Raw genomic sequence first — 24,737 nt, 5'->3', positions numbered from 1 at the left:
GTATGGCGACGGCCTGCGCCTCTCTAGGCTGTCCTGGGTGAGCAACGATGTCGCCCGGTCGGTCCTGCCCCTCCTCGCCCTGGACGGGGTGCGTGAGGCGGTCGACGGCGCCCGCAAGGCGTGCACGCAGCTGCGCTGGCACCAGGCGCTGCGTCGCCGCATCCCCGAGGCGGCGACGGAGTCGCGGGTGCGCGGGGCGCGGGACACGGCCTTCCTGGACGGGATCCAGCTGCCGGTCGACACCGTGCGGGACCTGTCCCGCGGGGCGGTGACCTGGCGCCAGGACCCCCTGCCCGACGAGCTGGTGGTGCGGGGGGCCATCCAGGTGACGGCGGAGGCCGAGCACCTGCGCTCGGTGCTGGCGGCGGCGCCGCGGCAGGCGGTGGCCCGGCTGCACACGGCCGCCGCGTCGCCCCTGGTCGCCGCCGAGGCGCTGGGCCGGCCTCGTCGGGCGGGGGAGGACTGCCTCGAGCTGGTGGAGCTCGGTCACGCCGTCGACCCGGCCGCGCTGCCGGCCCGGCTGGACGGGGTCGTCGCGCTGCTGGCCGCTGCGGGGCAGGTGCCCGCCGGCGTGGTGGCATCGCTGGTGCACGCCGAGGTCGCGGTGGCCCGCCCGTTCACCTACGGCAACGCCATGGTGGCTCGGGCCCTGGAGCGGGTCGTGGTGCAGGCGGCTGGGCTCGACCCGACCGGGGTCGCCGTCCCCGAGAGCGGTCACCGGTCGCTGGGGCTGAGGGCGTACGTCGGGGCGCTGGCGGCCTATGCCACCGGGACGCCGGACGGGGTGCGGCTGTGGCTGCTGCACTGCTGCGACGCCATGGTCCGCGCCGCCGCCGAGGGCGGCCGCGTCGCGGACGCCGTGCTCGCCGGTCGCACCGATGTGTGACCGGTGACTGGTCCGTCCGGTCTAGGCCGGGCGAGGAGGACGCGCTTTGGATCCTTCACATCGTTCAACCTTCAAGTTGTTGACCCAAATGGGTGACTTTGAGGGGGGTTATGACCCGTATGACTAGTCATCCTCCCGGAGCAGGCACATGATGGTCGTACGCGCTCCCCTCGGGTCGAGCGCAGTGCCTGGGCTCTTCCCCCCCAGAGCCTAGGCACGGCGACCCCAGTCACCCCCCCGGCTGGGGTCGCCCTGCATCTGCGGCCGGACGGCCCCGCGAGGTAGCCACCTCGCGGGGCCGTCTGCCGTCAGGGGACGTGCCGGGGCGACCCCGCTCGTGACCCCCCGCGGGCGGACCTTGTCCACAGGCCGCCGCGATCCGGTCCCCGCCGTCCACAGGACCTCGGGGGCCCCTCGCACCGGCGCCCGGGCTCCCGGCAGCGTGGCCCCATGATCTCGATCGCGGTGCAGGGAGCGAGCGGTGGCCTGGGCGCCAGCTCGCTGGTGGCAGCCGTCGCGGTGCGCGGGGCGCAGAGCGGCCGGCAGGTGGTGTGCGTCGACCACGTCAGCAGCGGTGGCGGGCTGGACGTCGTGCTGGGCATCGAGCAGCGTCCCGGGCTGCGATGGCCGGACCTGCGCCGGGCACGGGGGCACATCGACGGCGCGGAGCTGGTCGGGGCGCTGCCCTCTCGGCGCGGGGTGCACGTCCTGGCCGCCGACCGGGCGCACCCGCATCCCGTGGCCGGGCCTGCCGTGCGCGCGGTGCGCGACGCCCTCGTCGACGCCGCCGACCTGGTGATCCACGACCTGCCGGACCCGGCAGCCGCGTCCTGGCCCGGAGCCGTCGCGGGCCACGACCTGGTGGTGCTGCTCGCCGGCAGCCTGCCGCACCAGGTGTCGGCCGCGGCCGCCGGCCACGCCCTCCTGCGCGAGGCCGGATCGTCCGACGGCGCCGACCGGCGGACGGCGCTCGTGGTGCGCGGTCGGTCCGGGGACGACGCGCACGCGCTCGCAGGCATGCTGGACCTGCCCCTCGTCGCGGTGCTGCGGGAGGACCGGGCGCTTCCGGGAGCGCTGGCCCGAGGGGCGGTCCCGGGCGCCGCCCGAGGACCGTTGCGCGACGCCGCCGACCTCGTGCTCCTCGCCGCGCTGCGGCCGGTGGTCGCCGCATGAGCCTGCCACCGGGGGTCTGGCGGGAGATCAGCGAGGGACGGGGGCCCGACGAGAGCCGGGTCCGGTCGGTGGTCGCCGAGCAGCGCGTGGTCCTCGGGGACGGCGGCGCCAGGGCCGAGCTGGCCCGGGTCCGCCGGGACACCCTCGGGGCAGGGGAGCTGGACGACCTGCTCAGCACGCCCGGGGTGACCGACGTGCTGGTCAACGGTCCGCGCTCGGTGTGGGTGGACCGCGGGCGTGGTCTGGAGCGGACCGCGGTGGACCTCGGTGACGAGGCGCGGGTCCGGTCCCTGGCCACCCGGCTGGCAGCCCGGGCCGGTCGCCGGCTCGACGACGCCTCGCCGTGGGTCGACGCGGTGCTGCCGTCCGGTGCGCGGCTGCACGCCGTCGTGGGAGCCATCACCCCGGGGGGCACCCTGATCTCCCTGCGCGTCCCGCGTCAGGCCCCCTGGTCGATCGAGGAGCTCGCCCGCCGGGGAGCCCTCGCCGGTCCGGTGGAGGACGCCCTCACCGCCCTCGTGCGCCGTCGCGTCGCCTATCTCGTCACCGGGGGCACCGGCACGGGCAAGACGACCCTGCTGTCGGCGCTGCTCTCCTGCGTGCCCGCCGGCGAGCGGATCGTCCTGGTGGAGGACGCGTGCGAGCTGACGCCGACCCACCCGCACGTGGTCCGGCTGCAGGCCCGGCACCCCAACGTCGAGGGGGTCGGCGGCGTCGACCTCGCCGCCCTGGTGCGGCAGGCGCTGCGGATGCGACCCGACCGCCTCGTCGTCGGCGAGGTGCGCGGCGGGGAGGTGCGCGAGCTCCTGACGGCCCTCAACACCGGGCACGAGGGCGGGTGCGGCACGGTGCACGCCAACTCCGCCGGCGACCTGGTGGCCCGCCTGGAGGCGCTGGGGGCGCTGGCCGGGATGAGCCCGGCGGCCGTGTGGGCGCAGACCCGCAGCGGGCTGCGCGTGGTCGTCCACCTGGACCGAGCGGGTGGCCGTCGCCGGGTCGCCGAGATCGCGGTGCTCGATCCCGCCGGCGAGGGCCGCCCCCAGGTGCTGACGGCCCTGTCGGTCTCGCCGGAGGGCGTCTGCGAGGACGGTCCTGGGCTACCCCTCCTGCGAACCCTCCTCGGCTGCGCGGACCAGGATGGCGTCGCGGGGGCCGCTCGGGGTCTGCGGCCGAGGGCCGGGCGATGACCTCGCTGGTCGCCGCCCTGACCGGGGTGGCCGTGTTCCTGCTCACCTGGCCCACCCGCAGCGTCGGGCCGCTGGTCCGGGCGACGCGGAGACCACCCGCGGGGCGGTCGGTCGCGCGGGCCACCGGCCCCGCGGCGCATGGTCGGCTGCGGCTGCCGGCCCTGCCGCGCCGAGCCCCGGACCCGGCCGGGCGCGACCGGGAGCTGCTCGCGGTGGCCGAGGCGCTCGCCTCGGCCCTGGGGGCCGGGCTCGACCTCGCCACCTCCCACGAGGTCGCCGTGGCTGCGGCACCGCCGGTGGCTCGGGACCTGTTCGCCCGGGCGGGCGGCCGAGGGCCGGCCGAGGCCTGGGCCGAGGTGGGGCACGAGTCGCAGGTAGCCCGGGCGGTGGCGCGCGCCCTGATCGTGTCCGCAGCGACCGGGAGCCCCGCACGGGAGGCGGTGCGTCGCGCCGTGGCCGCGGGCCGGGAGCACCGCAGCCAGGCGGGCTCCGTCGACGCGGCCGTGGCGGGTGCCCGGGCGACGGCGCGGTTGCTCGCCGCGCTGCCGCTCGCAGGTCCGTTTGTCGTGCTCGCCCTCGGGCTGGACCCGGTCGCCACGTACGCGCAGCCGCTCGCCCTCCTGTCCTGCGCGCTGGGGGCGGGGCTGTGCCTGCTCGGTCGGCGCTGGGTGGCCCGCCAGGTGGACGCCGCCCGACGTGAGCCGGTGGCGCCATGATCTGGTGGATCGGGGTGCTTGCCGGTCTGGCCGTGCTCGTGCTGCCCGGCCGGCGGGGGCGTCCCCCCTGCGCAGCGGCCGAGGTCCCGGTCGGCGACGACCCGGCTGCCCCAGGCACCGCTGGGTCGCGGGATCGCGCCGGCACCACCGAGCCGCTGACCCTCGCCGGGGTGGCCGACGCGGCCGACCTCCTCGCCGTGGCCCTGTCCGGGGGCGCCGCCCTCCTCGGCGCCCTGGACGTGGTGGCCGAGGCGCTGGGTGGCCGAGCCGCTGAGCAGCTGCGGGTGGTGTCGGCGGCCATGCGCTGGGGGCTGCCCGTGGGTGAGGCGTGGAGCCTGGCCCCGGCCGCCTGGGGCCCGGTCGCTGCGGCGTTCCGGGTCGCCGAGCGAGCGGGGGTGCCGCCGTCGGGGGTGCTCCTGCAGGCCGCTGCCGCGCTGCGGGAGGAGCAGGCTCAGGCAGCCGCCCTGCGGGCGGCGGAGCTGTCCGCGCGCATCGCCCTGCCCCTCGGGCTGACCTTCCTGCCGGGCTTCGTGCTCACCACCGTGCTGCCGGTCGTCCTCGGTCTGGCACGCGCCCTCACCGGCGCGGGGTGAGCGCGTGCCGGGGCCGGGCACCGGCACGGCGTCGTCCGCCGACCCCTCGCGTCGGCGGACTGCCGCGCGGAGCCCACGGTCGCACCCGCCCGAGGAGGGCAGCAGCCGGACGTCTCAGGAGACGCGGGCGACGCGGCGCCGGTGCTTGTCGAGGCCGGCGGCGTGGTCCGCTCGGCGGACGCACTCCTCGACGGAGCCCCCCGGCGGGCACACCGCCACCCCCAGGGAGGCCGAGACCTGGTGCCCCAGGCGCCCGGAGGCCGCGACCATCGCCCGCCGGGCCATCACGATGAAGTCCGGCATCGGATACCCCTCCGACACCATGAACAGGACCCCGAACTCGTCGCCGCCCAGCCGGGCCACGACGGCGTCCTCCGGGCCCAGGGAGCGCATGACCTGGGCGACCTCCTGCAGCAGCAGGTCACCGGCCTCGTGGCCGTACGTGTCGTTGGTGGGCTTGAGGTGGTCGACGTCAGCGACGAGGACCACCGCGGACCGCCGATCGGCGCGAGAGATCTCCACCGCAGCCCGGGCGACGGCCTCGTCCCACGCCCGACGGTTGTGCAGCCCCGTCAGAGGGTCGGAGTGCACCTGCTCGCGCACCTCGGTGTAGGCCGTCTTGATCTCCTCGGCCTCCTTGCGGTGGGACTCCCGGTCCGACTTCATCAGCCGGACGAGGATGATCGGCGTCGCGAGGAGCAGGTAGGCCGCAGGTCGGGTCTGGGCGGTCGCGACGATGCAGAAGCCGATCGGCGCCAGCAACGCGTCCACGGAGAAGGTCCACAGCAGCGGTCGGGCCATCTGGCGCGGGGTCACCCCTTGCACGGCTCCTCGCAGCAACGCAGCCACGCCGTCCAGGGCGAACTGGGCCGCGAGCGCCAGCAGCAGCGTAGACATGGCGACCATGTCGGGGTCCGGGCGGGCCGCGAGATGGAGCACGGCCACCGGTCCGAGGACGTGCAGGCCGTTCCCGGCCCGCAGGAAGAGGTTGTGGAGCGGATTGCGAGCCCCGTGGCTGTCATGGCTGCCGACGAGAACGGCGACCAGCACGGCAAGCGGAACCAGCCGAAGTGGCAGGGTGAAAAGCATGGCCACCAGAACGGGTTGGGTGGCCACGAACGCCCCGCCCGTGGCCGGGAACTCCGTTCGGAAACCGATGACGTAGACGGCGATGAGAAGCGCAGCACCGAGCAGCGACCACGGAGACGGCAGGGGACCCGAGGCAGCCATGGTCAGAGCGACCACCACCGCCAGACCGCCCAGGAGTGCCGCGCTGATGCGGTCTGGCAGACTCGGGGCGCTCCGCTTGATGTCCTGTCGCAGTTCCTCGACACCGGGCGAGTCAAGGACGCTCGCGTACGCGTGCACGTCCGCCTTGCGGTGCCGACCTTGGCCGAGTCCTAGCACGAGGCTACTGAGTGTTGTACCGCCAGGGGTCGACCACGACGTCGTCGACCTGGAACGACCCGCCGACCGCCTCGAACGCCACGGTGGTCTGCTGCTTGCCGGTCTCGTCGGTCCAGTCGGGGACGACCATCGTGGGCGACAGCTGCCACTGGGTGCTTCCGCCGTCGAGCACGTAGGTCGTGGTGTAGCTCGAGGAGTACAGGACGTTGCTGGTCGACGTCACCCGGATCCGCAGCGCGGACCCGGGCCGTCCGGTGCCGCGGTAGAAGAACCGGGCCCGGTCGTGGGTGCTGTCGGTGCAGAAGGAGTCGCTCGTGGCGGTCGCGCCGTACGGCAGGGACAGGGAGCCGCCCCCGGCGCGCATGACGTCCTGCGGGGCCGAGTCGGGGGCTGCCGTGGCGCCACCGGTGGTGCGCCAGGAGGTGAGGCCGTCGGCGAAGGAGCCGTTGGTGACGAGGTAGTACCAGCCGTCGTCACCGAAGGACGCCAGGGCCTGAGAGGTGGGCGGGACGGGGCAACCGCTCTGGGAGGGGGGGCTAGGCGGGGTGGGGCCGGGCGCGGCGTGCGCCGTCCCCACGGGCATGGCCAGGCCGAGGGACAAGGCAGCGACTGTGAGCCAGCGGCGCATGTGGCACTCCAGACACGAGGGGCGACGTGGGATGGCCCGAGTGCAAGAAGCATCGCACCCTTTGCGAGGCTTTGCCCAGGTTCCAACCCCCCTTCCAGGCGTATTTTCAGGGGCGTCATACCTCTGAGTAGGCACTAATCGCTCTATGAATCGTTTCACCTAGGGAGGAAAGATCCCCCGAACGGGCGAACCGGGACCGCGGGCCCCCGGGGCTCCAGGGGTGAAGTCCGGGGCGGCGTGCTCCCGGCTCGCGCGCCGTACGGCCTTGTCCGCGCGGGCCCGCTCGTCCGCGACGAGCACCGCCCGCCTCACGTCGCCGCCGGTCTCCATGTGCGCCTGCCCGAGCGATGCGGACAGTCGCACCGGGAGCCCACCCTCGTGGCGACGCAGCGCCTGGCGCACCGAGGTCACCAGGTCCACCTCGCCCCGTCGGGCGGGGGCCACGCAGAGGACGGCGAACTCGTCCCCGCCCAGCCGGGCCACGGTGGCGTCGGCGGGGGCGCAGTCGCGCAGCAGCGCGGCGAACTCGGTGATCAGCCGGTCGCCGACCTCGTGGCCGTAGGTGTCGTTGGCGATCTTGAGCTTGTCCAGGTCCGCGACGAGCACCGTGCCGACGAGGTGGGAGTCGGCGTGCAGCCGGTCCTCGGCGGCCTGAACCGAGCGATCCCAACCGAGGCGGTTGGCGCAGCCGGTCATCGGGTCGGTCTGGGCGGCGGCGTCGGCGGCCGAGAACTTGGTCTGCATCTCCAGCGTCTGCCGCAGGTAGGCCTCCCGGTCGGCGCCGAGGAAGCGCACGAGCAGGATCGGGGCGAGGACGAGCATCAGCAGCAGCGGGATCCGCCCGTGGGCCGACTGCACCAGGCCCCAGCCGATGACGGCCATCAGGGCGTCGATGGTCCAGGTCCACGCGAGCGGCCGCACCAGGGCGCGGGCCGGGGTCCTGGAGGGTCGCTCCATCAGGTATGCCGCGACGGCGTCGGCGAGGAACTGCGCCAGGATCGCCGCCGCCAGGAGCAGGGAGGAGGGGTGGGCGACGCCGGCCGGGCCGCGGGTGTGCCACAGGACCGCCACCGGGGCGAAGACGTGCAGCACGTTGCCCACCTCGAACGCCATCGACCGCGCCGTCCGCTTGCCGTCGACCAGACCGGCCAGCACCACCGCGGTGAGGATCATGGCGGGGACGAGGTGCAGGGGGCAGGTCAGGAGGGCGCCCAGGAGGACCGGCATGGTGGGCACGGAGCCGCCCACGGAGGACTGGAAGGGCGACAGGTAGGCGAACAGGTAGAGCAGCGTGAGCCCGACGCCCCCCAGCGAGGTGACCCAGGAGAGCTCGCCGGGTCCGAGGAGGAGGACCACCGGCACGGCCAGCACGCTGATCAGGCCCGGCAGCATCCCGGCGCCTCGCCTGGCCCAGGAGGACTCCTGCCAGAGCCGGTCCGGCCTTCGGACCTGCGGCTCGTGGGGGTCCTGGCCCGCCGTCCCGGCACGCGGCCGGGCCCCCGACGCCTCGAGGCGTCGGGGGCGGGGCAGGCCGAGGGCGATCAGTACCCCCAGGAGCGCCACGGGTCCACGAGGACGTCGTCGACCTGGATGGGACGAGCGTTCCGGTTCGCCGTGGCGTTGCCGAACCGGAGGGTCACCAGCTGGACGCCGCCGAGGGAGCGGTTCGGGATCGCCAGGACCGGCGAGAGGCGCCAGCCGGTGAAGGACGCCGGCAGGCGGTAGTCGTAGGTGTAGACGCCGGTGCCCGAGGTGATGATCGCCTTCACGGACAGGACCGAGCCGCCGTGCCCGGTGCCCTTGTAGAAGAAGCGGGTGGTCTCCTCGCCGGCCGACAGGCACAGGTCAGGGCTCTTGGCCCAGGCGCCGCTCGCGAGCGACAGCGAGTTCTGGGAGGAGGCGGGGTTGACGTACCACGGCTCGTTCTCGGGGGAGATGCCGTAAGAGCCCTCCCAGCCGGCGGCGCGCGAGGCGAAGGAGCCGTTGTCCACCTCGAAGTACTCGTTGGGGTCGCCGAACCTGGAGAGCATGGGGGAGGTGGTGCGGGTCGGACAGCTGGTGGGGAGCGGGTACGTCGCGGCCTGGGCGGGCGCGGCGGCCACGACCCCGCCGGCCAGGGTGGCGACGACGGCGGCGAGGGCAGCGAGGGCCTTGCGCATGGGGGGACTCCTGGGTAGTCACGGCACCGGAGCACCTCATCACGCTCCGTATGGATTGGCTCCATCTCATCAGCGCGACCGCCCGCATGAGGGGGGTCGAGGGGTCCTGGCACCCCAATGGCGAGCACAAATACCTCGCCGGGCCCAAGTCTGGTGAGCGGTCCTCAGCGTTCCGTGACGAACGCCACCCCACATCATCTCCTTCGGTAACTGTCCGCTACTGACGGGTAGGGAGCTCGCGCAGATACCCCCGCACGGGGCACGATGAGGGGGCCGTCGACCAAGGAGAAGCTCGTGACCGACTTCCTGCCCCAGCCCGTTCACCTCATCGTGCTCCCCACCGAGGGGGTGGCCTCCCACGTCGCCGAGCAGCTGCGGACCGAGGGCTTCGACTCGGTCGCCGTGGTGCGCGACGGTCAGGCGTGGGGCGTGCGCATCACCGACGACCGGCTGCCGGCGGACGAGGGCAGCGGCGCGGCCGCCGGGCTGCGCACCCGTTTCGAGGCCCTCGCGACCGAGCACGAAGGACGCTACGTCGCGGAAGGGACCAGCGGAACCCGTCCCTGACCGTCGCTGTCCACAGCTCGTCGCGGTCCGCGCGCGCCTGTCCACAGGGCCCGGCGTCGCCCGGTGCCCGACCGGTGGACCCGCCCACGATGGTGCTCGTCAACCCCCGAGGTGAGGAGCAGCAGATGGGTCAGGTCATGAGGGCGTACGAGCGGTGCCGCCGGTGGTGGAGCGAGGTCGCGGCCCGGGCGCGGGGCGAGGCCGAGGCGGGGATGACCACGGCGGAGTACTCCGTTGGCGTGTCGTAGGACGCTCACCCCCCTGCAGGTCCCGTCAGTTCAGACCCGCCCACCCGCTAGAGTCCTCACATGAAGCCCTCATCCGTCCTCGGCATGGTCAGCGCCGCCCTGCTAGTTTCCCTGTCAGTCGGCTGTTCCACGCCGCAGCAAGAACCGCAGCCCCCTCAGAGCGAGGCGACTGTTGCGCCTGAGCAGACTCCTAGCAGCACCAACATGGGTAGCGCCCCCGCTTCAGTGAAGGCTTGGTTTGCCAGCAACTGCCCCACGGTGGTGGAGATTGATCCCAACTCGAACGCGCCATTCCTCGTGCAAGGCGCGGTGCGACTCCCGGACAACTTTGGCGATGTTGACCTATACAAACTGGACAAGTCCGACATGTCCGTAGCCGTCTACCGAAAGGCAAAGCCGCAAGAATGGTTCTGCATTCGGCGCTCGGTGCCTGATGTCACTGGCAAAGATAAGAAGTACACTCCGCCGAGCACCGGTCAATACATGAAACTAACAGGTCCTGACACAGAGGTTGAGTCTTACGTATCGAGCCTTCTTCCTGAGCCCTACGTCAAACTCACGCAGGACGCTAGCGCGGAAGTTTCGGAGACTTCGAGTCGATGGGTACTCGACCCAGCATCATTTCCCATGCAGGATGCGCTTAAGAATGCCAAGACTGCACCCGAGTGCCAGTTGGAATCTTGCGGCGGTTGATCTACTAAAGATTTCCAGCCTACCTGAAAATAATTTCGGGACTTTGTAGAGAACGGGGATATTGAGGGTATATTCTAATGATGGCTAACAGAAAAGGAGAAAAGCCATCATGGACATTCAGTCCCTCGTATTCGATGCCTCAGGAGGCATCCCAACTAATGCACAAGCCTTCCCATTCGTCGTGAAGGTGAACGGCTCCGGCTCGGGAGAGCCAAAACTCAAGGACGGCAATCAGCAGATGTGTGCTGACGGTCGCGGTTTGCACGTGGTAAAGGGTGAAGTCCTTCACAAGAACTTCAATGGTGAAATTGAAGGCGCTAAGAACATCTTCATCAACTCGATTGAGCCTCTCACTGTCAAGTTCGATGTCTTCGCGGCTGCACCGCTCTTCGTCCCCTCTGGCAAAGTGTGGGTCAAGGCTTTTGTGGGAAATAACAACCGTGTTGCCTACTCCATCACTGCGGAAAAACTGGTCCCACTTCAGGGTCAGTCTCAGGGGGAGTCCAAGTAAGGCTCTAGGGGGATGGCTTCGGCTGTCCCCCTTTTGCCCCTTGGGGGTGACTCATGAAAAAAGATGCCTCGGTCTTCCTGCTGGCGTGGCTAGGAAGAATTCTACTGGCGGTTTTCGTCTATACTTGCGCCAACGTCCTTGTTCTAGGCGCCGCGATAGCGGCTTTGTATGCAATGCATACGGTTCATGGACCCAATCAGCCCTATGTAGGCGCTGCCGTCTTCTTGGCTCCGTTTGCACTGCTGCTTCTACTCTACGTGGTGCATCGTCCCACCTTCAATAAGGTCTGGCGTCCGTTTGGTTGGTGGAAGACGCAAGTCCTAGCCCGCTACAAACTGTCTCTTTCCTTCCGGGCACTCGCTCTAGATGCTCAGTCCAAGGGGGAAATGTTCAACGTTCCACACTTTTTCCGCATCAAGACTACCGGGCGAAACTTCGAAACAGTTCTTTGTACTCGTCGCTACCAAACACTGGAAGACTTTGAAAAGGTAAGCGAACGCATTCGGGCGGCTCTTGGCGCTCGTCGTCTAGTACTTCGGGAAGTTGCTCCACGCCGTGTTCTGCTTCGCGCTATCTACGCCGAACCACTAGAACAGGGCTGGTCTGGGGCATCCTTCCTTGATCTGCTCAAGGCTGGCACCGCTCTCGATGCCCTTCCCATCGGCGTCGATGAAGAGGGGGCGCGCGTCCATCTGAACTTCGCCCGCTCTCCGCACGGGCTCTTTGCTGGAACTTCGGGCTCTGGAAAGAGTGTTGGGCTTAATGCCCTGCTGGCGGCTATCTGTCGGCTCGATCCGCTTCCCCAACTCATCCTCATTGATCCTAAGAGGGTTGAACTCACGCCGTGGCTTCCCTTTGCTCGACGCCATGCCGTGGAAACTCAGGCGATGGTCTCGGCTCTGGAAGATGCTCGAAACGTGATGGAAGATCGCTACAAGTCGATGGACTCGATGGGGATTCGTGACTTGAACAAGCACCCTGAGAAACTGAGGGAACTTGGCGGATCACTCTTTGTGATTGTGGATGAGTTGGCGGAATTACTGGCTTTCGGAGGGAAAGATGCGGGCGTCCTGCTTTCATCTTTGGCTCAGAAGGGGCGGGCGGCTTCGGTCTTCTTGGTCGTGGCTACTCAGAATCCGAAGGCTGAACTCTTTTCCAAGTCGTCGGGTACTGAAACTTTGCGGTCCAACCTGTCAAACATCGTGGCTTTCCGCGTAACGCGCGCGCCTGACTCTGACGTAATCCTTGGCTCTGGCGCTGCTTCTGAGGGTCGTGACGCTTCTTCAATCAGTCCTGATCTTCCGGGCGCCGCCTACTGCTCTTGGTCCGATGAACGGCTAAGGGTTCCATATCTGACGGACGAACAGATTCAAACTTTCGTTTCCACCTACGCCCCGATGTCTTTTGAGGGCGATTCCCAGAAGGGAGAACAACTAGAACTAGTAAAGGAAAACTCTGATGAACAAAGTATTTTGGCGGATTGATTCGCTACCTCATGGATGGAATGTCCTAGCCTCGCTCTTCATTGGCGGCGCTATCACCGCGCTTGCCTACGCTCTAAGTTCGGCTGGTTTGGCTGAACTCGCCGGAACCTTCCTCACGTATTGGGTCGTGTTCTGTTTCCAGCGTCTCTTTGCCAAGATGGCGGGTTCTCGCAAGGGACACTTTGCGGGCTCTAGCGCCATGCTTCGGCAGCTTCAGCACGACGCTTCTCAGTGGATGCGTGACCGTACCGTCTTGAGCATCTTCCTGCTTGGCTTCTTCGTCGCTGTTGCCTTCACTGCCGCTCGCTCGGGGGTCATCGCCGTTCTAACGGTCTTCGGCAACCCGTGGTTCGCTCTGGCTGGTGGTCTGCTCGTCTCGGCTCTGGTGGCTTCCCCGGTGCTCTTCCGGGACCTTGGCTCGGCTCTTGGTTCTGGCGCTGCTGCTGACGAGACTGAGGGGGTCGAGTCTCATGACGATTGATCCCCGGCAGACCTACAGCGCTCGCCAAGTGGCTCTCTACCTCGGATGCGATCCAAAGACCGTCACGGCTGCAATCCGCCGTGGCGACTTACCCGCCTACAAGGTGGGACCCCGGAAGTACTTCGTCCTTGGTGCTGATGTGCTCGCCTTCGTAGGCGTCACCCGGCGTGACGAAGGAGCGACGGGGGGCGTCCTATGACCGGGTACGTAGACCTGTACACAGGTGCCGTTAGTATTACCGGCACCTGTGTAGCATGTAGCACAATTTCAAACCCCCACGATTACAGGGCTTTTGAGCGGAATTTCTGCTACACAAATTGCTACAATGTAGCAGGATTTCAGACCCCATGTAGCAGTTTTGGGGGTCGTCATGCCTGAGAAACAACCCGGAATGTCTCGGTCGTGGATTTTGACTCTCAAGGCTGAAGACTTCTCAAGGGAAGAGGTCGAAGAGAAGTTGAGTGCGTACACCTACGTTGGTCAACTTGAGAAGGGTAACACCACTAATTACTTGCACTGGCAAATCTACATCGAGCATTCGGCGCCGATCCGTTTTAGTACCTTGAAGAAGAAGTTCCCTTCGGGTCATTTCGAAACTCGCAAGGGAACACGCCAAGAGGCTTATGATTACTGCACCAAGTCGGATACATTTCAGGGTGTGTCCATCTCGAACGGAACCATTGACGTTGAAGTTGGGGAAGAGAACTCTCAAGTCACCGAAGGCGAACGTCTCAGGGCTCTGATGCTTGAAGAGGGCTTGACGTTGCATGAACTGATTTTGACAGAGCCAAGGATTGGTCCTCACTTGAAGTTCTTGACCCAACTTGAACAGCATATCGGTGAAGAGAAGTTTGGGCAGTCTCTCCGTGATGTTTCGGTTACTTGGCTCTTTGGTGATGCCGGGGTGGGTAAGTCTTCTTCGATTTACGCTGAACACGGATTCAAGGATGTCTATAGCGTCTCGACATACTCAAACCCGTGGGATTCCTACCGTTGGCAATCGATTCTTCTTCTCGACGAGTTTGTGGGGCAATTTGACGTTCCGTTCACGCTCAAACTGTGGGATCGATACCCGCTGCTACTTCCCGCGCGTTACGCGGATAAGTGGGCTGCCTACGGTCAAGTGATCGTGGTTTCAAACTCAAGTTTCCATGACATTTACGGGCACCTTGAGAAAGATGATCCTGCAAGATGGCGCGCTCTCTGTCGCCGAATCGCTTCTTATCGCTACATGGATGAAGAACGACGGATTCACGACCTTCCGAACCCGCTGGTCGTTAAGGCGGAGGACTTCTTAGCCTCTGATCCCGCTCAGCAAGAGTTCTTTTTGGGTCTCTCGGTCGGTTCCGAAGTGGGCGGGGTGAAGTAGTGCGGCGGTGATCTTGCTACCTTTCAACGGCTGCTTTGGTGTCCGCCTCGGCTTGTAGTCGTTGAGGGTATGGGGCGCAACCCTGAACACCATGTCTAGCCGCTCTGGTTGGAACTTGCCTTGTCCCTCGCGGATGAACGGTTGGACGGTGATCCTTTGAAAGATGCGAAGTGCAATCTCTCGTTTCTTCTCGGGGTCACCGTTCAGCCATGTCTCTAGCAGCCGTTCCCCTTGCAACCACTCGGGGACCTCCAAACGTTCTACTGCAAGGTCGTACTCCTCGCGCCGCTGCTGTATATCTCGGGCAATCCGGTCTTGTAGGGTTATCAGTTCCGGTTCGCTGATTAGTCCCAAGTCAAAAGCCTGTTGCTTCTTGCTCATCTCTGCCTCTAAGTCGCTCAGGTCTAGCGGCTCTCTGTCTGCTGCTGGCAACTCGTCTCCGGCAAGAAGGCGCTCCAGAATCAGTAAGTCGATGATGTGCTCAACATCTGGTTTGCTGATGGCGTTTTGGCACTTCCGGCACGCGTACTTTCGCTTGCCCATACTGACGAACGGTCGCGGGTCGTCACACTTGCCGCATGTCATGACGCCGGACAAGTAGTGTTTCAGGGCTACCGGCTGTTTGTAGGTACGTCGGTGTTTCCGTAGGTCTTGGATTTTGACGCGCTCTTCTTCGGTGAATATCGCTTCCCAATCGGCTTTGTGTTCTTGCATCACACCGCTATCATCTCTCGCAACCCACTTGCCGTAAAGTGGTGGACTTAGAAAAGTCTTGCTCAAGTTGCGCGCTGTCCAAAGGATAGGCTCTGGCTTAGGCTTGCCCTCTTCTTCCTTCGGCTGGTTCGGCGGCAAGATGTTCTCTTGGTTCAGCCAGTCGGCAAGGCTGCGCCATGACTCCCCGGCGGTTACCCGTTCAAACACCGTCCTTAGTGCGTCTCGTTCATCTTCGACGATCACGCGGTCATTGCTTCCGTCACTGTAGCCGAACGTTCGCGGTCCCTGCCCCAGGAATTTTCCCTTGGCTCGGTCTTGGCTCTTGCGGAAGAGGGTTCTACGCCGGATCGTCTCGATCTCTTGGCGTTTTAGGACTGTCATAAGTGCGGCTACGGTTTGTCCGGCTTCCTCGGAAAGATTCAGATTCCGTGTAACGGAGTAGATTTTTGCCCCTCGCTGGGCAACGTTGATGAGGCGGTCAAGGTCGGTGAGGGTTCGGGTCAGGCGGTCCAAGTCGTAACAGATGAGGGTGAACGCTACTGGCTCTGCTTCCGCTTCCGCCATCAGGGCTTCAAAGAGGGGTCGCTTCGGGACTGCGCCTCGCTTGTAGGCGGGCAGTTGCTCCTTGACCACTTGCTCTAGCGGTAAGTCGATTCCCAACCGTTGTGCGTGCTCAACGATGATCCTTGCCTGATTGTCGAGCCCTCCGACGTTGGAGTCGCGTCCGACGCTCAACCTTGCGTAGCCCCATGTACCCATGGCGTGAGTCTAGCGTCCTACGTCTCTCCTGCTGAGTATGCCGTGGGCACGATCGCGGCCGTCGCCTTCGCGGCGACCCTGATCGCCATCGTCCGCTCCGACGCCGTGCGGTCCGCGCTCACGGGCATCATCACCGCGGCGCTCGCGACCCGAGGCTGAGGCCATGGTCACGGCGGAGCTGGCTCTCGGGACCGGGGCCGTGGTCCTGACCCTGGCGGCCGGCCTGCAGGCGCTGTCCCTGGGGATCGACCAGGTCCGCTGCGTGGACGCCGCCCACGTCGCCGCGCGCGCCGCCGCTCGAGGTGACCCCCTGGATCAGGTGCGGGCGCTCGCCGCAGGCCGGGCCCCGCAGGGCAGCGCGGTCACGGTGGCGGTGGGCGAGTGGGTGGTGGTGCAGGTGGTGGCACCCCGCACCGGGCCGGTCCGGTGGCTGGCCGAGGCGGTCGGGGCGCACGCCGAGGCGACCGTGCCGGTCGAGCGTGGCGGCCATGCCTGAGCAGCGGCCGGCCCCGCGGGCCCGTGCCGGGCGCGACGACGACGAACGAGGCTCGGGGTCGGTGCTCGGCCTGGCGACGTGCACCGTGCTGATCGTGCTGACGGTGGCCGCCCTGACCCTCGTCACGGCCGTGCTGGCCGCTCACCGGGCGCGGGGGGCCGCGGACCTGGCCGCCGTGGCGGGCGCGACGGCAGCCGCCCGCGGAGGTGACCCCTGCCCGGTGGCTCGGGCCGTGGCGGTCCGGGCCGAGGCCGAGCTCGCGGCCTGCCGCCCGGTCGGCCCGGACGTGACGGTCGAGGTGTCCGTCGCCGCGGCCCGTGGACTCCCGCGGGCCAGGGCCCTGGCCCGGGCCGGACCGCGCACCACCGCCGGATCCGCCCGTCCGGGCTGATCCCCCTCGAGGACGCCGACGCCGGTGCGCCCCGCCCTCGACGGTCGGCTCAGCGGCGGGGCTCCTCCATGCTGGTGGCTCCGTCGCGCGGGACGTCGGCCACGGGGCGCTCGCGGTCGAGGCGGTCCTTCTCCTTCTGCTCGCGACGCAGCTCCTTGAGCTCGCGACGCTTGCGGGCGGAGCGGCGGGCGCCGAGCGACATGAGCCACAGACCCAGGGACAGGGCCAGCATGGAGGCGACGCCCAGGAAGAAGACGGCGGTCGGGGAGATCGACAACGTGCTCCCGAGGAAGTTCCAGCTGATCTGGTTGACGTCGGCCGACGGCAGGCCGTAGACCGCGAGGACACCGGCGAGGAGCGCGGCGAGGACGAGGAGGAGGCCGAGGACGACCATGAGGGGCTCCTGAGGTGAGGAAGGTGACGCTGCGGACATGGATGGCCCGGAACGGGTGACAACCGGGACGACTCGGGCAGCAGGCTACGGGAGCAGGGAGGGCGAATGGGTGACATCGGACGAACCCGTCATCATCTCGCGCACGAGCCCGTCGAGGAGCCGTAGCGCCGCCGCCTTGTCCAGCGGCTCGTTGCCGTTGCCGCACTTCGGGGACTGCACGCACGACGGGCACCCGGTCCGGCAGCCGCAGGCCCGGATGGCGTCGGCGGTCGACCGCAGCCACGTCGTCGCCCGCTCGTACCCGCGCTCGGCGAAGCCGGCTCCGCCCTGGTGGCCGTCATACACCAGGATCGTGGGCAGGCCGGTGTCCGGGTGCAGCGGGGTGGAGACGCCACCGACGTCCCAGCGGTCGGCGGTGGCCACCAGCGGGAGCATGCCGATGGCGGCGTGCTCGGCCGCGTGCGTGGCCCCGGGCACCCTGGCCGCGTCGATGCCGTGCCGGTCGAGCCAGTCCTCGGTCATGGTCCACCAGACCCCGCGGGTCTGCAGCCGGGACTCGGGCAGGTCCAGCGGGTGCTCGCCCAGCACCTCCCCGGACGGCAGGCGGCGCAGGAAGGACGTCACCCGCGATCGCACCGCGACGCTGCCGAAGGCCAGCCGCAGGTCGGCGCCCAGCTGGTCGTGGCGCTCCTCGGCCAGGAGGTCGAAGGCCGACGCGGTGCGCGCCGTCGTCGTCCACCCCGGGTCCCCGGCGACCACCAGGGCGCAGGCGTCGTCCAGGTCCAGCTCGGTGACGACGTACGGCCGTCCCTGGTGGAGGTAGACCGCTCCGGCGTGGACCTGGCGCTGGGCGGCGGCGTGGTCGACCGTGCCCAGCACGGCACCGGTGCGCCGCTCGACGATGCGGACCACGGTTTCCTCGGTGCCTCGCAAGGAGACGTGGTCGTGAGCCCGGTCCGGGCGCGCCCAGTACCACCCGCCGTTCGGCCGACGACGCAGGATCCCCCGCTGGGCGAGCGTCTCCAGCAGCGGACCCGTCGAGGGGCCGAAGACCGCCTCGTCGGCCCGGGTCAGCGGCAGCTCGGCCGCGGCCGCGGCCAGGTGCGGAGCGAGGACGTAGGGGTTGTCCGGGTCCACCACGGTGGCCTCGACCGGCCGGGAGAAGATCGCCTCGGGGTGGGTGACCAGGTAGGTGTCGAGCGGGTCGTCGTCCGCGACGAACACCGCCAGCGCCTCGCGCCCGGACCGACCCGCCCGCCCGGCCTGCTGCCACAACGAGGCGAAGGTGCCCGGCCACCCGCACAGCAGCACGGCGTCGAGCCCGGACACGTCGATGCCGAGCTCGAGGGCGTTGGTGGCCGCGAGGCCCACGACCGACCGGGTGCGCAGGGCGCGCTCCAGGTCGCGGCGCTCCTCGGGCAGGTAGCCGCCGCGGTAGGCCGCCACCCGCCCGCCGACGCCCTGCCGCATCCCGCGAGCCGTCTCGGCCAGCACCTCGACCCCCTTGCGAGACCGGGCGAAGGCGACGGTCTGCACCCCCTCGTCGACCAGGCGGGCGAGCAGGTCGGCGCTCTCGGCGAGCGTGGACCGCCGGCTCGTGGGGGTCGCCCCGGCAGCCGGGTCCCCGGGCGGCACCACGCCGCCGTGCTCGTCGAGCAGGGGTGGCTCCCACAGCGCGAACGTCATCGCGGCCCGCGGCGAGCCGTCGTCCGTCACCGCCTCGCAGGGCAGACCGGTGAGCCGCTGGGCGTGCGCGGCGGGCTCGGCCACCGTGGCGGAGGCGAGCACGAAGGTCGGGGTCGCGCCATACCGGGCACAGACCCGGCGCAGCCGTCGCAGCAGCGCCGCCAGGTGCGCGCCGAAGACGCCCCGGTAGACGTGGCACTCGTCGATCACCACGTAGCGCAGCGACCGCAGGAAGGGCGCCCACCGCTCGTGCTGCGGGAGCAGGGAGTGGTGCACCAGGTCCGGGTTGGTCAGCACCAGGTGCGCGTGCTGACGGATCCAGCGGCGCTCGTCGGCGGGGGTGTCACCGTCGTACGTCGCCGCGCGCAGACCCGGCAGCCGCAGGGCCGAGAGGCGGGCGAGCTGGTCCGCGGCCAGGGCCTTCGTGGGGGACAGGTACAGGACCGTCGCGCCGCGCCCCGACGGCGCACCCAGTCCGTCGAGCACCGCGGTGAGGGCGGGCATCAGATAGCCGCAGGACTTGCCCGAGGCCGTGCCCGTCGCCAGCACCGTGTGCCGTCCCGCCCACGCCAGCTCCGCGGCGCCCACCTGGTGCGTCCACGGCTCGGTCACGCCGGCGCCCTCCCACGCCGCCCGCAGCGCCGGGTGCACCCAGGTCGGCCACGGCGCGGTCCGGGCCGCCCGAGCGGGAAGCGTCTCGACGTGCCGCAACCGCTCCCGCCGCGACCCGCGGGTGAGCTCGGTGAGGGCGCGGCCAGGCTCGAAGGGTCGCCCGGCGGCCGGGTCGGGAAGGGTGGGCATCGGCTCCACCGTACGCGGCCGAGTCCGTGACCTGAATGTGTCACTGCACGCGTATGCGTCATGGCTCACCGGGTATGGCACGCTGCAACGAAGCGCCACCTGATGTGGCGAGCGGTCAAGCCACGGCCGGTTCCGAGCCCTCGTGACGAGGGAGTGCACCTCGGGTATCACCCGAGCCGGGAGGACCGATGACTGCCCAGCTGATCCCGACCGCCATCCGTGCCGGCCAGGTCGTCCTGCGGGCGACCGGCGAGCTCGACATCGTCGAGGCCCCGCGTCTCGCGCGTGCCCTGGACGCCCTGGTCGCGGCCGGTGCCTGCCGTCTCGTCCTGGACCTGACCGACCTGGAGCTCGTGGACTCGGCGGTCATCAACGTGCTCGTCTCCCGGCTGCGGGCGCTGCGCGCCCGCGGCGGTGACCTCGTGGTGGCGGCGGGGGCCGAGCGCATCGTCCGGCCCTTCACCGCCACCCGCACCGACGAGGTCCTCGCGATCGTGTCGACCGTCGCGGACGCGCAGGACGTGGCCGAGCTGCGGGCTCGCCGGGTCGCCCACGGCACGCCCCGGCCCGCCCGTCGCCGCGCCTCCTGACCGTCCCGGTCCGCGCCGGTCGCCGCCCTACCCTGGGCCCATGAGCGACCTGCCCGCCCCGGACCCCGCCCTCGTCGACGCCCTGCGCACGGACCTGGGGGAGGCGGGTTACACCGTGGACGCGGTCACCGCCGCCCTCGGGCCCGTGGCGGCGGCGGCCCTGCACCGGGAGCAGGCCCTGCCCGCGCGCCGGGTCACCGAGGGCGCCGACCTGCCCGGCCAGGTGCGTCGCACGGAGCTGCTGGTGCGGGTGTTCACCCTCGGGGTGCCGGTGCGGGCCGCGGCCCTCGACGAGGCGCTGCCCCGCACGGGGACGGCCGGGCTGGTCGCGCTCGGCCTGGTCGAGCCGGTGACGGGGGCGGCAGGGCTGGTCCGGGCCCGCCTGGACCTGCGGCCGTACGGCGACGAGCGGCACACCTGGTGGGTGGTCTCCGACCTGGGCGAGCTCGCCCTCGGCCAGGCGCTGCCCACCGACCACGTCCTGGGCATCGGCGGGGCCTCGACGACCCTCGCCTCCTGGACGCCCCGTCGCCCGGTGCGGCGGGCGCTCGACCTCGGCACCGGCTGCGGCATACAGGCTCTGCACCTGGCCGGTCACGCCGACACGATCGTCGCGACCGACCTGTCCGCCCGGGCCCTGGACGTCGCCCGCCTCAACGCCGCGCTCGCCGGGCAGTCCTGGGACCTGCGTCGGGGGGACCTGCTCGAGCCCGTCGCGGGCGAGCTCTTCGACCTGGTGGTGAGCAACCCGCCCTTCGTGATCACGCCGCGGGTCGCGGGCGTCCCGACCTACGAGTACCGCGACGGCGGTGCCCGCGGCGACGACCTGGTCGGGCGGCTGGTCCGCGGCGTCGGCGCGCACCTGGAGCCGGGCGGGATCGCCCACCTCCTCGCCAACTGGGAGACCACCGCCGACCGCACCTGGCGCGACCGCTGGCAGGAGTGGCTGGAGGGCACCGGGCTGGACGCCTGGGTGGTGCAGCGCGAGGTCCAGGACCCGGCGGAGTACGCCGAGCTGTGGGTCCGTGACGGCGGCACCTCCTGCGGGCCGGCCTTCGAGCGGTGGTATGCCGCCTGGCTCGACGACCTCGCGTCGCGCGGGGTCACCGGGATCGGCTTCGGCGTGGTCACCCTGCAGCGGCCCGCGACGGCGCGCGCCCCCTGGGTGGACCTGGTCGAGGTGAGCGGGCCCGTGGGGTCGCCCATGGGCCCGACGGTGGACGCCGGGCTGCGCGCGCGCACCTGGCTCGCCGAGCAGCCGGACCGCGAGGCCGCGCTGCTGGACACCGCCTGGCGGCTGGCGGGGGACGTCACCGAGGAGCGCTTCGGGCGGCCCGGGGACGGGGACCCGGCGATCATCCGGGTGCGGCAGGGCGGCGGGCTGGGGCGCACCGTGACGGCGGGGACGGCGCTCGCGGCCTACCTCTCGGTGGCCGACGGCAGCCTGACGCCGCGCCAGGCGCTGGTGGCGATCGCCGCGCTGCTCGAGCGGGACCCCGGCGAGGTCGTCGCCGAGGTGCTGGCGTCGCTGGAGGTCCTGGTGGTCGACGGCCTCCTGACGCGGGCCGACGGGCGGTAGGGCGGCAGGGCGGTGGGTCACCCGGGCCGGGGCGCCTGCCCCCGGCCGGGTGGTGCGGGCGGGACCGGGAGCGCTGCCAGGAGGATGCGGGACGGGCGCACCGCCGGGGCTCTGTGCGCGGACCGTGCTCCCTCCGCTACGGTGACCACCGAGCGCCCCGCCGCAGGCGACGACGAATCCGTCGCGGGGGCCGTCAAGTGAGGCAGGTGTCATCCGTGGCTGGTCGCAAGCTCGTCATCGTGGAGTCCCCCGGCAAGGTCAAGTCCATCCAGGGCTACCTCGGGGACGACTACGTCGTGGAGGCCTCCATCGGCCACATCCGTGACCTGCCCAACCCGCGCGAGCTGCCCGCGGACATGAAGAAGGGCCCCTTCGGCAAGTTCGCCGTCGACGTGGACCACGGCTTCGAGGCCTACTACGTCGTCGACCAGGACAAGAAGAAGAAGGTCACCGAGCTCAAGCGCCTGCTCAAGGACGCGCCCGAGGTCTATCTCGCCACCGACGAGGACCGTGAGGGCGAGGCCATCGCCTGGCACCTGCGCGAGGTGCTCCGGCCCAAGGTCCCGACCCGCCGGATGGTCTTCAACGAGATCACCAAGGAGGCGATCCAGCGGGCGGTGCACACCACCCGCGAGATCGACCAGGACCTCGTCGACGCCCAGGAGACCCGCCGGATCCTGGACCGGCTCTACGGCTACGAGGTCAGCCCGGTGCTGTGGCGCAAGGTCCGCCAGGGCCTGTCGGCCGGGCGGGTCCAGTCCGTGGCGACCCGCATGGTGGTCGAGCGCGAGCGGGAGCGGATGGCCTTCCGCAAGGCGTCCTTCTGGGACGTCGAGGGCGAGTTCGCCCCCGCGGGCGGGGGCCAGGCCTTCACCGCGCGCCTGTCGGAGGTCGCGGGGCAGCGGGTGGCGCAGGGGCGCGACTTCGCCGACGACGGGACCCTGACGGCGCGCCACGCCGTCCAGCTGGACGAGGCGACGGCCCGGGGGATCGCCACGGCGGTGATGGCCGCGGACGTCATGGTCACCGACGTCTCCGAGAAGCCCTACACCCGTCGCCCGTCCGCGCCGTTCATCACCTCCACGCTGCAGCAGGAGGCCTCCCGCAAGCTGCGGATGAGCAGCAAGAACGCCATGCGGGTCGCGCAGCGGCTCTACGAGGGCGGCTACATCACCTACATGCGCACCGACTCGACGACGCTGTCCGAGCAGGCGCTGACGGCGGCCCGGCAGCAGGCCCGGGACCTGTACGGCGCGGAGTACGTCCCGGACGCCCCGCGGCGCTACGAGAAGAAGTCCAAGAACGCCCAGGAGGCGCACGAGGCGATCCGTCCCGCCGGTGACCGCTTCCGCACGCCCGCCCAGGTCGCCGGCGAGCTGCGCGGCGAGGAGTTCGCGCTCTACGAGCTGATCTGGAAGCGCACCGTCGCCTCCCAGATGGCCGACGCCCGGGGGTCCACGGCCACCGTGCAGCTGGGCGGCGAGCTCGCCGACGGCCGGCGGGTGACCTTCGCCGCGAGCGGGACCGTGATCACCTTCCGCGGCTTCCTCGCGGCCTACGAGGAGGGGCGGGACGAGGACGAGCGCGCCGCCAGGGCCCAGGCCGACGAGGAGCGTCGCCTGCCCCGGCTGTCCGTCGGCGTCGGGCTGGACACGCTGCGCGCGGAGGCGGAGGGCCACGAGACCAAGCCGCCCGCCCGTTACACCGAGGCGACCCTGGTCAAGGCGTTGGAGGAGAAGGGCATCGGCCGTCCGTCCACGTATGCCGCCACGGTCGGGACGATCCAGGACCGCGGCTACGTCCGCACCCGCGGCTCGGCGCTGATCCCGACCTGGCTGGCCTTCGCGGTGACCCGGCTGCTCGAGGAGCACTTCACCGAGCTCGTGGACTACGACTTCACGGCCGGCATGGAGGAGTCCCTGGACCGGATCGCGTCGGGCGACCTGGGCCGGGTGCAGTGGCTGCAACGGTTCTACTTCGGCGACCCGACCCGCGACGCGGAGGGGCTGCAGGAGCTCGTCGCGGATCTCGGGGAGATCGACGCCAAGGGCATCTCCACCATCGAGCTCGGCGACGGCATGGTCGTCCGGGTGGGGCGTTACGGGCCGTACGTCGAGGAGGTGCTGCCGGCCGGCGTGGACCCGGCCACGGGCGAGGTCGCCGAGGGCGTGGAGCTGCCCGCGGACGGTGCCGCGCCGCGCCGCGCCACCATCGGCGACGACGTCGCGCCGGACGAGATGACCCCGGCCAAGGCTCGCGAGCTGCTGGAGCTGGCGTCCGACGACGGTCGCGAGCTGGGTCAGGACCCCGCGTCCGGGCGCACCGTCGTGGCGCGCTCGGGTCGCTACGGCCCCTACGTCACCGAGGTGCTGTCCGAGGAGGAGGCCGAGCTCAAGGGCAAGGCCAAGGTCAAGCCGCGGACCGCCTCGCTCTTCCAGGACATGGACCTGGCCACGATCGACCTGGAGACGGCGCTGCAGCTGCTCTCGCTGCCCCGGGTCGTCGGCGTCGACGCCGAGGGCGTGGAGATCACTGCGCAGAACGGCCGCTACGGCCCCTACCTCAAGAAGGGCACCGACTCGCGCTCGCTGGAGAGCGAGGCGCAGCTGTTCTCGATCACCCTGGACGAGGCGCTCGCGATCTATGCCCAGCCCAAGCAGCGCGGCCGCGGTGCGGCCAAGCCGCCGCTCAAGGAGCTGGGCGAGGACCCGGTGTCCGGCAGGCCCACCGTCGTCAAGGACGGACGTTTCGGGCCGTACGTGACCGACGGCGAGACCAACGCGACCCTGCGCAAGGACGACGACCCGGAGACCATCACGCCGGAGCGGGGCTTCGAGCTGCTGGCCGAGAAGCGCGCCAAGGGGCCGACCACGCGCAAGCGGGCGGCCAAGAAGGCGCCGGCCAAGAAGGCCACCGCCACGAGGGCGGCCACCACGAAGGCCACCGCCACGAGGGGGGCCACCACGAAGGCCACCACGAAGAAGGCGACGGCGAAGAAGGCGAGGACCGGGGCGGCTGCGACCCCCGCCCCGGGCGCGGCGACCGCCACCGTGGCCACCGACCGGGGCGAGGTCTCCGACGCCGGCTGACAGTCACCTGGGAGCAGGTGACCGCCCGTCACGCTGCGCTGATGAATGGCGCTGGAAAGAGCCGATTTTCGCGGCACAAAGTCGCCGTCCGGATGCTCTGGGTAGTCGACCGGCCCGCGGTCTTGGCAGGCCGAGG

26 protein-coding genes are annotated in these 24,737 nt (G+C 70.0%); 19 read left to right on the top strand and 7 right to left on the bottom strand.

The genetic code is table 11. The features are described from left to right. Window positions 1–37: 37 nt before the first annotated feature. The 5 genes from ACK2IS_RS14090 (at window position 38) to ACK2IS_RS14070 (ending at window position 4,555) form a co-directional block, all read left to right on the top strand. Window positions 38–886, top strand: a complete 849-nt coding sequence (locus ACK2IS_RS14090) for a hypothetical protein (protein WP_409483918.1) — start codon at window positions 38–40, stop codon at window positions 884–886. Window positions 887–1,336: 450 nt separating this feature from the next. Continuing rightward, a complete protein-coding gene (locus tag ACK2IS_RS14085; protein ID WP_409483917.1) occupies window positions 1,337–2,059 on the top strand; it encodes a hypothetical protein in 723 nt (240 codons plus the stop codon). Beyond that, window positions 2,056–3,246 carry a TadA family conjugal transfer-associated ATPase gene (locus ACK2IS_RS14080; protein ID WP_409483916.1) on the top strand — a complete coding sequence of 397 codons (1,191 nt, stop codon included), beginning with the start codon at window positions 2,056–2,058 and terminating at the stop codon, window positions 3,244–3,246. Before ACK2IS_RS14085 ends, ACK2IS_RS14080 begins: the two co-directional genes overlap by 4 nt. Continuing rightward, window positions 3,243–3,962, top strand: coding sequence for a hypothetical protein (locus ACK2IS_RS14075; protein WP_409483915.1), 720 nt, complete (start codon window positions 3,243–3,245; stop codon window positions 3,960–3,962). The genes ACK2IS_RS14080 and ACK2IS_RS14075 overlap by 4 nt, the downstream gene beginning before the upstream one ends. Further along, the gene (locus ACK2IS_RS14070; RefSeq protein ID WP_409483914.1) at window positions 3,959–4,555 is read left to right on the top strand and encodes a type II secretion system F family protein; all 597 of its coding nucleotides are present in this window, start codon (window positions 3,959–3,961) and stop codon (window positions 4,553–4,555) included. Before ACK2IS_RS14075 ends, ACK2IS_RS14070 begins: the two co-directional genes overlap by 4 nt. Window positions 4,556–4,669: 114 nt before the next feature. On the opposite strand, the gene ACK2IS_RS14065 is transcribed toward ACK2IS_RS14070, so the two are convergent. The 4 genes from ACK2IS_RS14065 to ACK2IS_RS14050 form a co-directional block, all read right to left on the bottom strand. Then, window positions 4,670–5,785: a diguanylate cyclase domain-containing protein gene (locus tag ACK2IS_RS14065; protein ID WP_409483913.1), complete on the bottom strand. Its 1,116-nt coding sequence runs from the start codon at window positions 5,783–5,785 to the stop codon at window positions 4,670–4,672. Between the two features lie 181 nt (window positions 5,786–5,966). Further along, window positions 5,967–6,590 carry a hypothetical protein gene (locus ACK2IS_RS14060; RefSeq protein ID WP_409483912.1) on the bottom strand — a complete coding sequence of 208 codons (624 nt, stop codon included), beginning with the start codon at window positions 6,588–6,590 and terminating at the stop codon, window positions 5,967–5,969. 159 nt (window positions 6,591–6,749) lie between these two features. After that, complete coding sequence (locus ACK2IS_RS14055; RefSeq protein WP_409483911.1) at window positions 6,750–7,982, bottom strand: GGDEF domain-containing protein; 1,233 nt, start codon at window positions 7,980–7,982, stop codon at window positions 6,750–6,752. A gap of 149 nt (window positions 7,983–8,131) precedes the next feature. Then, window positions 8,132–8,749 (bottom strand): hypothetical protein, encoded by a 618-nt coding sequence (locus ACK2IS_RS14050; protein ID WP_409483910.1) that lies wholly within the window; start codon window positions 8,747–8,749, stop codon window positions 8,132–8,134. A gap of 294 nt (window positions 8,750–9,043) precedes the next feature. Between ACK2IS_RS14050 and ACK2IS_RS14045 the strand changes: the two genes are divergently transcribed. The 8 genes from ACK2IS_RS14045 to ACK2IS_RS14010 all read left to right on the top strand — a co-directional run bounded on the left by ACK2IS_RS14045 (window position 9,044) and on the right by ACK2IS_RS14010 (window position 14,102). Further along, entirely contained in the window at window positions 9,044–9,316 is a 273-nt protein-coding gene (locus tag ACK2IS_RS14045) for a hypothetical protein (protein WP_409483909.1), read from the top strand. A gap of 74 nt (window positions 9,317–9,390) precedes the next feature. Then, window positions 9,391–9,564, top strand: coding sequence for a hypothetical protein (locus tag ACK2IS_RS14040; protein ID WP_409483908.1), 174 nt, complete (start codon window positions 9,391–9,393; stop codon window positions 9,562–9,564). A gap of 60 nt (window positions 9,565–9,624) precedes the next feature. Next, a complete protein-coding gene (locus ACK2IS_RS14035) occupies window positions 9,625–10,257 on the top strand; it encodes a hypothetical protein (protein WP_409483907.1) in 633 nt (210 codons plus the stop codon). 109 nt (window positions 10,258–10,366) lie between these two features. Further along, entirely contained in the window at window positions 10,367–10,768 is a 402-nt protein-coding gene (locus ACK2IS_RS14030; RefSeq protein ID WP_409483906.1) for a hypothetical protein, read from the top strand. 53 nt (window positions 10,769–10,821) lie between these two features. After that, window positions 10,822–12,252: an FtsK/SpoIIIE domain-containing protein gene (locus ACK2IS_RS14025; protein ID WP_409483905.1), complete on the top strand. Its 1,431-nt coding sequence runs from the start codon at window positions 10,822–10,824 to the stop codon at window positions 12,250–12,252. Continuing rightward, window positions 12,227–12,733, top strand: a complete 507-nt coding sequence (locus ACK2IS_RS14020) for a hypothetical protein (protein WP_409483904.1) — start codon at window positions 12,227–12,229, stop codon at window positions 12,731–12,733. The genes ACK2IS_RS14025 and ACK2IS_RS14020 overlap by 26 nt, the downstream gene beginning before the upstream one ends. Further along, window positions 12,723–12,932: a helix-turn-helix domain-containing protein gene (locus ACK2IS_RS14015; RefSeq protein WP_409483903.1), complete on the top strand. Its 210-nt coding sequence runs from the start codon at window positions 12,723–12,725 to the stop codon at window positions 12,930–12,932. The genes ACK2IS_RS14020 and ACK2IS_RS14015 overlap by 11 nt, the downstream gene beginning before the upstream one ends. Window positions 12,933–13,103: 171 nt before the next feature. Continuing rightward, on the top strand, window positions 13,104–14,102 hold the full coding sequence (locus ACK2IS_RS14010) for a hypothetical protein (protein WP_409483902.1): 999 nt from the start codon (window positions 13,104–13,106) through the stop codon (window positions 14,100–14,102). Here the strand turns inward: ACK2IS_RS14010 and ACK2IS_RS14005 are convergent. After that, the gene (locus tag ACK2IS_RS14005; RefSeq protein ID WP_409483901.1) at window positions 14,028–15,575 is read right to left on the bottom strand and encodes a recombinase family protein; all 1,548 of its coding nucleotides are present in this window, start codon (window positions 15,573–15,575) and stop codon (window positions 14,028–14,030) included. The two genes, ACK2IS_RS14010 and ACK2IS_RS14005, sit on opposite strands and share 75 nt — an antisense overlap. Window positions 15,576–15,578: 3 nt before the next feature. Between ACK2IS_RS14005 and ACK2IS_RS14000 the strand changes: the two genes are divergently transcribed. Genes ACK2IS_RS14000 through ACK2IS_RS13990 form a run of 3 tightly spaced genes read left to right on the top strand, consistent with a single transcriptional unit; the run spans window position 15,579 to window position 16,462 of the window. Then, on the top strand, window positions 15,579–15,734 hold the full coding sequence (locus tag ACK2IS_RS14000; protein ID WP_409483900.1) for a DUF4244 domain-containing protein: 156 nt from the start codon (window positions 15,579–15,581) through the stop codon (window positions 15,732–15,734). 4 nt (window positions 15,735–15,738) lie between these two features. Beyond that, on the top strand, window positions 15,739–16,071 hold the full coding sequence (locus tag ACK2IS_RS13995; RefSeq protein ID WP_409483899.1) for a TadE family type IV pilus minor pilin: 333 nt from the start codon (window positions 15,739–15,741) through the stop codon (window positions 16,069–16,071). Beyond that, the gene (locus ACK2IS_RS13990; RefSeq protein ID WP_409483898.1) at window positions 16,064–16,462 is read left to right on the top strand and encodes an Rv3654c family TadE-like protein; all 399 of its coding nucleotides are present in this window, start codon (window positions 16,064–16,066) and stop codon (window positions 16,460–16,462) included. The genes ACK2IS_RS13995 and ACK2IS_RS13990 overlap by 8 nt, the downstream gene beginning before the upstream one ends. 49 nt (window positions 16,463–16,511) lie before the next feature. Here ACK2IS_RS13990 and ACK2IS_RS13985 read toward each other — a convergent pair whose 3' ends face one another. Both ACK2IS_RS13985 and ACK2IS_RS13980 read right to left on the bottom strand, forming a co-directional pair. Then, complete coding sequence (locus ACK2IS_RS13985) at window positions 16,512–16,856, bottom strand: hypothetical protein (protein WP_409483897.1); 345 nt, start codon at window positions 16,854–16,856, stop codon at window positions 16,512–16,514. An 84-nt stretch (window positions 16,857–16,940) separates the two neighbouring features. After that, the gene (locus tag ACK2IS_RS13980) at window positions 16,941–19,343 is read right to left on the bottom strand and encodes a DEAD/DEAH box helicase (RefSeq protein ID WP_409483896.1); all 2,403 of its coding nucleotides are present in this window, start codon (window positions 19,341–19,343) and stop codon (window positions 16,941–16,943) included. 188 nt (window positions 19,344–19,531) lie between these two features. On the opposite strand from ACK2IS_RS13980, the gene ACK2IS_RS13975 reads away from it, so the two are divergent. From ACK2IS_RS13975 to topA, 3 genes are all read left to right on the top strand, one after another. Beyond that, a complete protein-coding gene (locus tag ACK2IS_RS13975; protein ID WP_409483895.1) occupies window positions 19,532–19,933 on the top strand; it encodes an STAS domain-containing protein in 402 nt (133 codons plus the stop codon). Window positions 19,934–19,973: 40 nt separating this feature from the next. Next, window positions 19,974–21,512 carry a methyltransferase gene (locus tag ACK2IS_RS13970; RefSeq protein ID WP_409483894.1) on the top strand — a complete coding sequence of 513 codons (1,539 nt, stop codon included), beginning with the start codon at window positions 19,974–19,976 and terminating at the stop codon, window positions 21,510–21,512. A 206-nt stretch (window positions 21,513–21,718) separates the two neighbouring features. Next, complete coding sequence (topA, locus tag ACK2IS_RS13965) at window positions 21,719–24,601, top strand: type I DNA topoisomerase (protein ID WP_409483893.1); 2,883 nt, start codon at window positions 21,719–21,721, stop codon at window positions 24,599–24,601. Window positions 24,602–24,737: the final 136 nt, after the last annotated feature.

Source organism: Arsenicicoccus dermatophilus (assembly GCF_046267915.1).
In the GTDB taxonomy this organism is placed as follows: Bacteria; Actinomycetota; Actinomycetes; order Actinomycetales; family Dermatophilaceae; genus Arsenicicoccus; species Arsenicicoccus dermatophilus_A.
The sequence above is the reverse complement of the archived record's forward strand: the minus strand, read 5'-3'. Positions and strand labels throughout refer to the sequence as shown.